This window comes from Dorea sp. AGR2135 (genome assembly GCF_000420885.1).
GTDB classification, from domain to species: Bacteria; Bacillota; Clostridia; order Lachnospirales; family Lachnospiraceae; genus Dorea; species Dorea formicigenerans.
Genome location: NZ_ATVU01000005.1, coordinates 1 through 12,247, shown reverse-complemented (window position 1 = coordinate 12,247; position 12,247 = coordinate 1). Strand labels below are relative to the sequence as shown.

Here is a 12,247-nt window from a genome sequence, read left to right as displayed (position 1 = left end):
AATAAGGGGGCTTGTACAGACCAAGGCCCCTTTTCCCAAAGAGGAAGTGACAAAATGAATGATTATATCGTGGAAATGAAAAAAATCCGAAAAACTTTCGGTGAAGTACAAGCTGTAAAAAAAGGCGAATTTAATTTGAAAAAAGGCGAAATCCATTCATTGATCGGTGAAAATGGTGCAGGAAAATCAACAATGATGAAAATGCTTTACGGAATGTATGGTATTGATGATGGAGAAATTATCATTGGAGGAGAGAAGGTAGAAAATTTATCACCTAAAATTGCTATAGAAAAAGGAATCGGTATGGTACATCAGGAGTTCATGCTGGTAGATGAACTGACTGTATTGGAAAATGTTATTTTAGGTTTTGAACCGAGAAAGGGTCTGACAATTGATTTTGACAGTGCACGAAAAAATATTCAAAAATACATTGATCACTATGGAATGGATGTACAATTAAATAAAAAGATCAATCAGATATCAGTAGGAGAAGCACAAAGGGTTGAAATCATAAAAACTCTTACAAGAGGAGCTAATATTATAATTTTAGATGAACCAACAGCAGTACTTACTCCGCAAGAGACTCAGCGATTGTTTGAGATACTTCAAAATTTGAAAAATGATGGTAAATCAATTGTATTTATTTCTCATAAGCTTAATGAAATAATGCAAATATCGGATCGTATCAGTGTTATGAGACAAGGTGAATATATGGGCACGGTCAATAAAAAAGATACGAATCAAGCAGAACTGGCAAAGATGATGGTGGGTAGAGAAGTTTTCTTGAATATTGAAAAAAAGCAGGCCCATATCGGAGATACTGTGCTGAAAATTGATAATCTATGGACTTCTGGAGAAAAAGAAATGTCTAAAATCAGAGGCGTTTCTCTAGAGGTTAAGTCGGGAGAAATTGTCGGAATTGCCGGAATAGATGGCAATGGACAAAGTGAGTTGATTGAGGCAATCTGTGGATTGCGTAAAGTAGAAAAAGGAAGCATACTTTTAGACAGAAAAAATATAACTAATGAATCTGTGAAAAAAATAAGAAAAGCAGGATTGTCACATATACCTGAGGATAGAAATGTCAGAGGGTTAAATAGAAGTATGACAATAGAAGAAAATATTGTTGCAGCCCAGATTTCAGATGCTCCGTTTTCAAATGGAATTATGTTGAATAATACAAAGATGTTGGAATACACAAATGAATTAATAGATAAATTTGATATTCGTCCGCGAAATCCACAAACGTTGACTCAAGGAATGTCGGGTGGAAATGCTCAGAAGATTGTTGTTGCACGAGAAGTATCTATCGGCGGAAAAGTATTAATTGCATCTCAACCGACTCGAGGCGTAGATATCGGGGCGATAGAGTCAATACGAACGATATTGATGGATGTAAAAGAAAAAGGACTCGGAGTGTTGCTTGTATCAGCAGATTTGGAGGAAATATTTTCATTATCAGATAGAATAATCGTAATGCATGAGGGTGAAATTACAGGAAATCTTCAAGTGGACGAAGCTGATGAAGAGAAAGTAGGACTCTTGATGATGGGAGGAAAACGCAGAAAGGAGAAGTGTCATGAATAGTGCAGTAGAGAGTGTTAAAAAAATATTACTTACAATGTTACTTGCACTGGGAGTAGGAGCAATTATTATTCTTGTAATTGGACAAAATCCTATCGAAGCATATGCGGCTTTGATAAAAGGAGCATTTGTGGGAAAAAGAGCATTTGGCACAACTTTGGCAAGTTTAACTCCTTTGCTTTTGACTACAGTTGCATTTGCCTTGGCGGCAAAAGCGGGAGCTTTTAACGTTGGAGTAGAAGGTGAAGTGTTTCTTGGAGGAATTGTAGCGGCATATATCGGAATTAATTGGACTTTTTTGCCAAAGCCATTGTTGTTGATAGCTTGTTTCGCAGGCGCAATTGTTGTAGGAGCTGCTTGGGCTTTTATTCCGGGGATACTGAAGGCTTTATACAATGTAAATGAAGTGTGTACTACTATTTTGATGAATACAGTCGCATTATATATTACTTCTTATTTAGTGAATGGACCAATGAGTGCTGGAGGAGCGAATGCACAAACCCCACCTGTACAGGTAACATTACCTAAATTTTTAAAACCAAGTAACGCAAATGTAGGTTTGTTTATTGCTATCTTCGTAATTGTTATAGTATTAATTGTGTTGAATAAAACTAATATCGGGTACAAGATCCGAACCGTTGGATTAAATCCAAAACACGCAGAATATGTAGGAATTAATCCGAGAAAAGTGTTCGTGGGAACAATGATGGCAAGTGGAGCAATTGGAGGAATTGCCGGTTGCATAGAAGTCCTTGGATCATATGGGTATTTCTTAAATAATTTTGCATATAATTTGGGAACAAATGGAATGCTGGCATCATTGATCGTTAAAAATGACATTGTATTTGGTCCATTTATGGCATTTTTCCTTGCAGTATTAAAATCTGGTGCTATGGGAATGCAACAAAATACCGGTGTGCCAAAATCTATTATTGATACAATTACAGCAGTATTTATCATTATTGCAACTATGGAATTGTTGTCTCAGATAAAGATAAAGCGGAAAAAGAAGAAGGCAGTTAAAGAACAGGAGGCAAATGCATGAAATTAGAACAGATTTTTAGTGTCTCTTTGATATATGCATCGATTAGATCGGCTACACCAATTATTTATGCTGCGCTGTGTGCAGCGATTACACAACAGGCTGATATTTTAAACATCGGTACAGAAGGAATTATGCTGACGGGAGCATTTGCAGCGGTTGCAGTCAGTTATTTCTCTGGAAGCTGGCTTATGGGAATTTTAGCAGCCATGATGGCAGGATTTGTGATATCTGGAATTATGGCAGTGGGACATATTAAATATAAAGCAGATATTTGTGCCATTGGTATGGGAATAAATTTATTTGCTCTTGCTATTACTAAATTTATGTTGAATGTCATCTTTGATACAAGTGGTACATTTACTGATCCAGATGTGAAGGCAATTCCACGAATGGATATTCCATTTATAAAAAATATTCCTATATTAAAAGATATTTTTAATGATTGGGCCGTGACGGAATGGTTTATGATTGTTTTAATCTTGATTTTGACATTTTTATTATATCGTACCCGTTGGGGATTGAGATTAAGAGCAGTGGGACAGTTCCCTATGGCAGCACAAACAGCTGGAATAAATGTTATTTCCATGAAATATCAGGCGATTCTTATTTCAGGTTTGGTAGGAGGCCTGGCCGGAGCTCATTTGTCACTGGGATATAGTACTATGTTTACAGAAAATATGACAAGTAACAGAGGTTTTATGGGTGTAGCAGCAATGTACTTTGGACATGCAAATCCAGCTCTTACAGCAGTTGGTTGTCTTGTGTTTGGTGTGGCAGATTCTGTTGGAGCCAGACTGCAGGCATATGGATTGCCTTCACAGTTTGTCCTGTTAATGCCATATGTAGTTACAATTGTAGTATTGTCAATATCTATGATTTCAAAGAAAGTAGCAACAGATAGAAAGAAGAGTTCCCTAAATGTTGTAAAACAGGAGGCAATCTAATGAAAGAACTAAAAAATGTGTTGAATGAGCACAAAGAGGAATATATAAAATATTTGTCAGAGCTAGTTTCGATAGACACACAGGACTTGGGACATGGAATTGATGGTGGAAGAGAAGAAAAAGGTCAGGAATATCTGATTAAGTTGCTTGAAAAAATGGGTGCAGATAAAATTGAAAAAGATGCTTTGGAAGAAGAGACCATAAAAAAATGTCTGCAGCTTTATAATGAAGGAAATCTGGGTCATAATTATGATCATCGCTATAATGTATATGCTACATTTGCTGGAAAAGGTGGAAAAAGCATAATGTTTAATGGCCATATGGATACAATGCCTCCGGGAGATTTGAGTAAATGGATAACAAAACCACATTGCCCGGATATTAGAGATAATAGAATGTATGGCTTAGGAACAGCAGATATGAAGGGCGGATTGATGGCTTCAGTTCTGGCAATAAAACTATTGAAAGATGCTGGAATAGAACTTCCGGGAGATGTGATAATTACATCTGTGTGCGATGAAGAAGGCGGAGGCAATGGCTCGATGCTTGCTGCTATGAATGGAAAGAAAGCAGATGGAGTTGTCGTATGTGAAGGTACAAGCGACGAATTGATTGTTGCTCACATGGGATTTGTATTTTTCGATGTAAAAATTGAAGGTAAAGCAAATCATTCTGGTGCCAAATGGCTTGGAGTAAGTGCAATCGAAAAAGCAATCAAACTTATTCGTGGATTAGAAGAACTGGAACATGGTTGGTTAATGGAATATAAACATCCATTACTTCCGGCTCCAAGCCTTAATGTAGGAGTAATAGAAGGTGGTACAGCTGGTTCTACTGTTGCAGGAGAATGCGAATTTAAGGTTTGTGTTCACTATTTGCCAGAAATTATGAGTTATGAAAAAGTAGTATCAGAATTTACAGACACTATTGAAGGCATTGCGAATGGCGATAAATGGTTGAAAGACCATAAGCCAGAAATTAGTGTTTATCAGGCAGGTGGAGCCTTTGAAATGGAAAGAACTCATCCATTTGTTGAGGCATTTGCAGAAGGATATAAGCAAGCGAAAGGCAGAACTCCTAATATTGTCGGTTCACCATCTGGGTGTGATTCCAGAATATGGAAAAATGTTGCAAAATGTCCGACCATTCAATTTGGACCGGGAAATTTGGAACAATGTCATTCCGTAAACGAATATTTGGATATGGATGCGTATTTAGAATCGATTTTGATATATGCAGAATTAATACTTGCATGGGGAAAAAATAAATAAATACAAGGAAGGTAAAATTATGAGTAAAAAAGTATTATTAGCAGGTGAATCATGGATGAGTAATACAACTCATACAAAAGGATTTGACAGTTTTTTTACAGGAGTATATGAGACAGGAGAGACACGACTCGTCGAGGCCTTGGAAGCGAATGGTTATGATGTGACATTTCTTCCGAACCATCTTGCAGGAGAAAAATTTCCATTTTCATTAGAAGAGTTAAAAGAATATGATTGCATAATTTTGTCGGATATTGGAGCAAATACGCTGTTGCTTCCGGCGGTTACATTCAGCAAAAGTGTAAAAATGCCTAATCGAACGAAGGTTATCCGGGATTATGTGTTGGATGGCGGATCATTACTTATGATTGGAGGATATTTGACATTTTCTGGAGTTGATGCGAAAGGTAAATGGCATGATACAGCAGTGCAGGATGTTCTTCCGGTAGAAATATTGACGGTTGATGATCGTATGGAGCATTGTGAGGGAGTAAAACCGGTGACAATAAAGGAACATAAAGCGCTGCAAGGTGTTGGAAGTGACTGGCCGGAAGTTCTTGGTTATAACAAAACCGTTGCAAAACCAGAGGCAGATGTGGTTGCGACAATAGAAGGAGATCCGTTTATTGCATTTGGAGAATATGGAAAAGGACGGAGCGCCGTTTTTACAACAGATTGTGCTCCACATTGGGCACCGCCGGAGTTTTGTGAGTGGGAAGATTATAATAATGTCTGGGCTGGAATTGTAGACTGGCTTACGGAATAGAGGATAACGTCTGTGGCTTTTGAGGCTGCAGGCGTTTGCTTTATAATGGAGGATAAAAATAATGAAAATGACAGAAAAAGAATTTTTAATGAATTTGTTAAGTATTCCTAGTGTAAATGGTGAAAATTCAGAAAAGGATATCGCTGTATATATACAACAATTTATGGTGGAAAGTGGGATTGATGCACAAATACAATTCATTGATGAAAAACACGCAAATGTAGTTGCAAAATTACAGGGAAAATCATCAGAAATCATTATTTGGAATGGACATATGGATACAGTTCCTTATGGTGATGAACAATTATGGGACACAAATCCAAGAACTCCAATAGAAAAGGAGGGAAAAATTTTTGCAAGAGGTGCCAGTGATATGAAAAGTGGTCTGGCAGGTATGATATGGACTCTGTGCAAAATGAAAGAAGAAAATTATGTGCCAGAAAAAACGATTGTTTTTTATGGGACTTGCGATGAAGAAAAAAATGGAGTGGGTGCGAGATATTTGCTTGAAAATGGAATGCAAAAAAATGCCCAATTAATGCTGATAGGTGAACCGACAGGACTAAAATTGGGAATGGCTCAAAAAGGGTGTATATGGCTGCAATTGCATGTCCATGGGAAAACTAGCCATGGGGCTTATCCAGAACAAGGAATTAATGCTGTGGAATATGGCTTTTTAATATGTCGAGAAATTAAAAGAAGAATTTGTAAACATGAGCATAACCTGCTTGGGAAAGCAACAGCACAAATCACGATGCTTCAAGGCGGAATAGTTCCTAATATGACGCCTGATAAGGCAACGTTTCTGATGGATATCAGGACGGTACCCGGAATGAGTACAGAACAGATTATTGTAATAGCAGAGGAAGAATGTCAAAAATATGAAAATGAGACCGAGAATATTCTAAAAGTAGAAATAGAGTTGAAAAATGACAGGTTCCCAATTGAAATTTCGGAAGATAATGAATGGGTTAAAAAAATGAATAACAATTCATTTATTGGAATTAATTTTTTTACAGATGCATCCATTCTTATTCGAGATACACCAGAGATGCCGGTATTATTATATGGTCCTGGGGAGCCGGATGTGGCACATAAACCGAATGAATACGTTGAATTAAAAAACTATATGGAATATATTTCGTGTTTAAGAAAAATATTTTAACCACTCGAATGCAATATGGTATAAAATTAAGAAAAAAAGTAGTGAGAAAGGGTAGTATCGGTTTGAGAACAACAATAAAAGACATTGCTAATTTTACAGGATTTTCGGTGACGACAGTATCATTGGTTTTGAATAATAAGGCGAATAGAATTCCGCAAAGCACCAGAAATGCTATTTTAGATGCTGCTGAAGAATTGAATTATCATCCAAATCAGGTTGCGGTTGGATTAGTGAAGAAAAGAACACAAACGATAGGGTTAATTATATCGGATGTTAGTAATGTCTTTTTCTCAACTTTGGCAAAAGGAGTGGAAGATACCTGCAGGAAGCAAGGAAGGAATTTGATTTTATGTAATACGAATGATAAGCATGAGAGAGATTTATCATATATACAGGTTCTTGCTGATAAAGGTGTTGATGGAATTATTTTTTGCATGGCACGGGATAGTGACAAAAAAAGAGCCCAAGAAAGCATAGAATTGCTTGAAAAATTAAAAATCTCATTTGTAATGATAGATCGATATGTAGAAGCATCGGTATGTAGTTCTGTAATTGTTAATCACAGGCAAGGTGGCTATATAGCAACGCACTATTTGCTGGAACAAGGACATAGAAAGATAGGGTGTGTTACTGGCCCGGATGAACTTGAGGATTCAAAGGAACGTTTGCTTGGATATTGTAAAGCACTGAAAGAATATGGGATACCATATGATGAACGGTTGGTTTTTGAAGGAAATTATGATAGAGAAAGTGGAAAGAATGCAGTAGAGTATTTTTATAATCATGGCTTGGAAATAGATTCTATTTTTGCATTCAATGACATGTCTGCATATGGGGTATACAATGGACTGAAAGAATATGGATTGAGTGTTCCAGATGATATTTCGGTTGTTGGATATGATGATATCTTCTTTTCGGAAATATTAGATACTCCTTTGACGACAATACGGCAGCCGGTTTATGAAATGGGAGTAGAGGGAATGAATCTATTATTAAATGAAGTGGAAAGTACGAATCATATAAAAAAATGTATTACATTTCAACCAGAAATTATAATCCGTGAAAGTGTAAAGAATGTCAGGCGTTGAATTCCCTGCTTTTTTATTGTATGATAAGGATATTCGAAAATGTTTCGTATAGGAGAAGATTTTTATGAATCAGAGCTTTTATGATAAATTGAACAATGTGATAGGAAAGGATAGCATTTTGATCGATGAGCCGATGAGCCGTCACACTACATTTCGTGTGGGCGGACCGGCAGATTTCTTCGTGACACCAAAGGTGAAGGAAGAAGTAAGAGATGTGATCCGTATCTGTAAAGAAGCAGGAATGCCGTATTATATTATAGGAAATGGAAGTAATCTTCTTGTGTCTGATGCAGGATACCGCGGTGTGATCGTTCAGATTTATAAGGAAATGAATGAAGTGAAGGTAGAAGGTGATCTTGTAAAGGCACAGGCTGGAGCATTGCTTTCAGGAATCGCGGCTAAAGCGCTGGGGGCAGAGCTTTCAGGTTTTGAATTTGCTTCCGGAATTCCGGGGACAATCGGAGGTGCCTGTGTGATGAATGCAGGAGCCTACGGCGGAGAGATGAAGGATGTACTGGAATCTGTGACAGCGCTTACAGGTGAAGGTAAGATTATAGAACTGGGCCGTAATGAACTGGAGCTTGGATACCGCACTAGTGTGATTGCGAAGAAAGGTTATATTGTGCTTGGGGCGGTGTTGAAGCTTGAGCGCGGAGACGGAGAGAAGATCAAAACTTATATGGATGAGCTGAAGGAGAAGCGTGTGACGAAACAGCCGTTGGAATATCCAAGTGCCGGAAGTACGTTTAAGCGTCCGGAAGGATATTTTGCAGGAAAACTGATTGAGGATGCCGGACTTCGGGGATTTCAGGTCGGAGGAGCACAGGTGTCCGAAAAGCACTGTGGTTTTGTAATCAATCGGGATCATGCGGCGGCAGCAGATATTATGGAACTGATGAGACAGGTACAGATCCGCGTGAAGGAGAATTCCGGCGTGGATCTGGAACCGGAAGTGAAGAGATTAGGGGACGAATAAGATGAGACTTGTAATTGTGACTGGAATGTCCGGTGCCGGAAAAAGTACGGCACTTAAGATGCTAGAAGATATGGGATATTTTTGTGTGGATAATTTGCCGGTCCCATTGATTCCGAAATTTGCAGAACTTCTGGCGGTGCCGGGTACGGAGATGAATAAAGCCGCTCTTGGAGTAGATATCCGGAGCGGACAGAGCTTTCAGGAGCTTGCGAATGTACTAAAAGTTCTGGATGAAGGCGGCTGCCAGTATGAGATCCTTTATCTGGAATCCAGCGATGATGTACTTGTAAAGAGATATAAAGAGACGAGACGTTTTCATCCGCTGGCAGGTAGTGACGGACGTGTGGAAGATGGCCTGAAGAGAGAACGAGAACTTCTTGGATTCCTGAAGAAAAAAGCGGATTATCTTGTAGATACCAGTCATATGCTTACAAGAGAACTGAAAGCAGAGCTGAACAAGATATTTGTCCAGAACAAGGAATATAAGAACCTTTACATTACGGTGTTGTCATTTGGCTTTAAGTATGGAATTCCGAATGATGCGGATTTGGTGTTTGATGTACGTTTTCTGCCCAATCCATATTATATAGAAGAATTACGTCCTATGAGTGGAAATGATCAGCCGGTCAGAGACTATGTGATGAATAACGACACAGCAAAACAGTTCTTGACAAAGCTTACGGATATGGTAGAATTTCTCATACCGAATTACATTTCTGAGGGAAAGACACAGCTTGTGATCGGAATTGGATGTACGGGAGGAAAGCATCGTTCCGTTACACTGGCAAATGAATTGTATGAAGCGCTGAAAAAAACAGACAGCTATGGAGTTCGCATTGAGCACCGTGATATCGGAAAAGATGCGATCACGAAGGCAAAATAGGTGAGTATCATGTCGTTTTCGGGGAAAATAAAAGAAGAACTCGCAGAGCATGTCGCGAAAGCACGGCATTGTAATCTGGCAGAACTGACTGCGATTTTACATATGTGCGGGGAATTTGAAGAAGATAAAAATGGTATATGTACGATTAGATTCCGATCAGAAAATTATCTGGTAGCGAGAAAGTGCTTTACATTAATGTCAAAAACATTTAATATAGAAGCTGACATCGTAGTCCGAAAGAATATGACGAATGGAAGCACAAGTTATTTTATGCGTTGGGCAGGGGGGGAACTGTTGGCGGTAAAGAATGCACTTGTGCAGGCTGTATGCTGTAAGCGTGCTTATATCAGGGGGGCATTCATTGCAGCAGGATCGATGAGTGATCCGAGCAAGTCTTATCATTTTGAGATTGTGTGTGGGGAACTTGCACAGGCAGAGTATGTGAGAGATATGATCAACAGCTTTGACCTGGATGCTAAGATCGTAACGCGTAAGAAGACATTTGTCGTATACTTGAAAGAAGGATCCCAGATTGTGGATGTCCTGAACATTATGGAAGCGCACATCGCCCTCATGGAACTTGAGAATGTCCGCATTCTGAAGGAGATGCGTAACTCAGTGAATCGAAAAGTTAATTGTGAGACAGCGAATATCAACAAGACCGTATCGGCGGCCGTAAGGCAGATGGAAGATATTGTGTATGTCAGAGATACAGTTGGCTTGGATTATTTGCCGGAAGGATTAAGAGACGTTGCCCTTACACGGCTTGAGAATCCGGATGCAACTCTGAAAGAGCTGGGGAGTCTTATGGCAGACCCGGTTGGAAAATCAGGGGTGAATCACCGGCTGAGAAAGATTAGCAAGATGGCAGATAAGTTAAGGGGTTAGTTTAAGGAGGATTTATATGATTAAGAAACCTGTTACACTTCAGTCAGACCTGGACATGGAGTCCAGACCAATCGCACATCTTGTGCAGGAGGCAAGTCAGTATGACAGTACGGTGTACATTGAGATGGACAACATGAAGATTAATGCCAAAAGTATTATGGGGATGATGGCATTACAGTCACACCAGCCGGGAAAAGGAACCAACCTTACTCTCATTGCTGAGGGAGACGACGAGGAGCAGGCTGTAAGTGGAGTGGAATCATTTCTGCTTGCACAGTAATCAATAACATACATAGATAATTGAGGAATCGAAAGAGGGCATCTCACATGCCCTCTTTTTGGAATATATTGTAAAACCATGGAGGAAATGTCAGATGAAAAAGCTTCTATTTGTATATAATCCACGTGCAGGAAAAGAGATGCTAAAGCCAAGATTGTCAGATGTTCTTGATATCTTTGTGAAAGCGGGATATGAAGTGACAGTGCATCCGACACAGGCATACAGGGACGCTTATTATCAAATCAAGGAATACGAAGTTGGCAAATATGATCTGATTGCGTGCAGCGGTGGAGATGGAACGATTGACGAGGTTGCGACTGGAATGATGAAGCGCCGTGAGATGAGAAAAGATGTTGTTCCGGTAGGATATATTCCGGCAGGAACGACGAATGATTTTGCCAAGAGTCTGCACATTCCGAGAAAACCCCTTGCGGCAGCAGACAATGCGGTGAAGGGAGTTCCATTTCCGTGCGACATTGGAAAGTTCAATGACAACGTATTTGTTTATATTGCAGCATTTGGAATTTTTACAGATGTGTCTTATGAGACAGATCAGGCAGTAAAAAATGTACTTGGTCATATGGCGTATATATTGGAAGGTGCAAAGAGAATCTTTAACATTCCTTCCTATAAAATTAAGGTGGAGCATGACGGGGAAGTTATCGAGGACGAATTTATCTTCGGTATGGTGACGAATTCTCGTTCCGTTGGCGGCTTTTCTAATATGGTCGGGAAAAATATAGTATTTGACGACGGACTGTTTGAAGTGACACTGATCAAGACACCGAAGAATCCGATCGCTTTGCAGGAGATTATTGCAGCACTCCTGATCGAGCAGGTGGATACAAAGCATATGTACACATTTAAGACAAAAAAAATTACCTTTGATTCTGTTGAAGAGATTCCGTGGACACTGGATGGAGAGTTCGGCGGAGAACAGGATTATGTGGAAATCGAGAATGTTCAGAAGGCAATGGAGATTATGGTTCCGGAGAATCATGTACTGGAGCTGAGCGAGCAGAAAAATAAAATAGCCTGCAAATAAAAAGTCAAGGCTAAATTGAAAGAACATTGAAAATTTTATACAGGTTGAAAATTGGGTATCAAAATAAGACCACCACACCAGTGCTGGTCTGAAAATATTAGTGGATAATTAGGATTCTGAAAGAGATGAAAGATATTCTTTCACTCGTCCGTAGTAGATTCTTAGAAACTTGTTGGCACCTGCAGTCATATAGACATAGTAAGGCTTGCCTTGAGTCCGTTTCTTATCTAAGAACTGATAAACAGGATCATCTTGAGGATGCGTTTTAATTAGGACATCCATTACCTGAAATAAAGCCTTTCTTAGATCAGCGGA

Annotated in this window: 12 protein-coding genes and 1 pseudogene; 12 read left to right on the top strand and 1 reads right to left on the bottom strand. The window is 39.1% G+C overall.

Annotated elements, in window-relative coordinates:
• The first annotated feature begins 54 nt into the window (after window positions 1-54).
• The 12 genes from G593_RS0104780 (at window position 55) to G593_RS0104725 (ending at window position 11,932) form a co-directional block, all read left to right on the top strand.
• The gene (locus G593_RS0104780; RefSeq protein WP_029730954.1) at window positions 55-1,587 is read left to right on the top strand and encodes an ABC transporter ATP-binding protein; all 1,533 of its coding nucleotides are present in this window, start codon (window positions 55-57) and stop codon (window positions 1,585-1,587) included.
• Window positions 1,580-2,629, top strand: coding sequence for an ABC transporter permease (locus G593_RS0104775; RefSeq protein ID WP_029730953.1), 1,050 nt, complete (start codon window positions 1,580-1,582; stop codon window positions 2,627-2,629). The genes G593_RS0104780 and G593_RS0104775 overlap by 8 nt, the downstream gene beginning before the upstream one ends.
• Complete coding sequence (locus G593_RS0104770; protein WP_029730952.1) at window positions 2,626-3,573, top strand: ABC transporter permease; 948 nt, start codon at window positions 2,626-2,628, stop codon at window positions 3,571-3,573. The genes G593_RS0104775 and G593_RS0104770 overlap by 4 nt, the downstream gene beginning before the upstream one ends.
• Window positions 3,573-4,844: a M20 family metallopeptidase gene (locus tag G593_RS0104765; RefSeq protein WP_029730951.1), complete on the top strand. Its 1,272-nt coding sequence runs from the start codon at window positions 3,573-3,575 to the stop codon at window positions 4,842-4,844. Before G593_RS0104770 ends, G593_RS0104765 begins: the two co-directional genes overlap by 1 nt.
• Before the next feature lie 19 nt (window positions 4,845-4,863).
• Entirely contained in the window at window positions 4,864-5,607 is a 744-nt protein-coding gene (locus G593_RS0104760; RefSeq protein ID WP_029730950.1) for a glutamine amidotransferase, read from the top strand.
• Window positions 5,608-5,668: 61 nt separating this feature from the next.
• Window positions 5,669-6,772, top strand: a complete 1,104-nt coding sequence (locus tag G593_RS0104755; RefSeq protein WP_029730949.1) for a M20 family metallopeptidase — start codon at window positions 5,669-5,671, stop codon at window positions 6,770-6,772.
• Window positions 6,773-6,834: 62 nt separating this feature from the next.
• Window positions 6,835-7,860: a LacI family DNA-binding transcriptional regulator gene (locus tag G593_RS0104750; RefSeq protein ID WP_029730948.1), complete on the top strand. Its 1,026-nt coding sequence runs from the start codon at window positions 6,835-6,837 to the stop codon at window positions 7,858-7,860.
• 64 nt (window positions 7,861-7,924) lie between these two features.
• Complete coding sequence (gene murB / locus G593_RS0104745) at window positions 7,925-8,836, top strand: UDP-N-acetylmuramate dehydrogenase (RefSeq protein WP_029730947.1); 912 nt, start codon at window positions 7,925-7,927, stop codon at window positions 8,834-8,836.
• Window position 8,837: 1 nt separating this feature from the next.
• A complete protein-coding gene (rapZ, locus tag G593_RS0104740; RefSeq protein ID WP_005331962.1) occupies window positions 8,838-9,719 on the top strand; it encodes an RNase adapter RapZ in 882 nt (293 codons plus the stop codon).
• A 9-nt stretch (window positions 9,720-9,728) separates the two neighbouring features.
• On the top strand, window positions 9,729-10,607 hold the full coding sequence (whiA, locus tag G593_RS0104735; RefSeq protein WP_029730946.1) for a DNA-binding protein WhiA: 879 nt from the start codon (window positions 9,729-9,731) through the stop codon (window positions 10,605-10,607).
• Between the two features lie 16 nt (window positions 10,608-10,623).
• Window positions 10,624-10,887 carry an HPr family phosphocarrier protein gene (locus tag G593_RS0104730; RefSeq protein WP_005338598.1) on the top strand — a complete coding sequence of 88 codons (264 nt, stop codon included), beginning with the start codon at window positions 10,624-10,626 and terminating at the stop codon, window positions 10,885-10,887.
• A gap of 94 nt (window positions 10,888-10,981) precedes the next feature.
• Window positions 10,982-11,932, top strand: coding sequence for a diacylglycerol/lipid kinase family protein (locus G593_RS0104725; RefSeq protein WP_029730945.1), 951 nt, complete (start codon window positions 10,982-10,984; stop codon window positions 11,930-11,932).
• A 108-nt stretch (window positions 11,933-12,040) separates the two neighbouring features.
• On the opposite strand, the pseudogene G593_RS20595 reads toward G593_RS0104725, so the two are convergent.
• Window positions 12,041-12,247: pseudogene (locus G593_RS20595) on the bottom strand (IS110 family transposase); the annotation flags it as partial.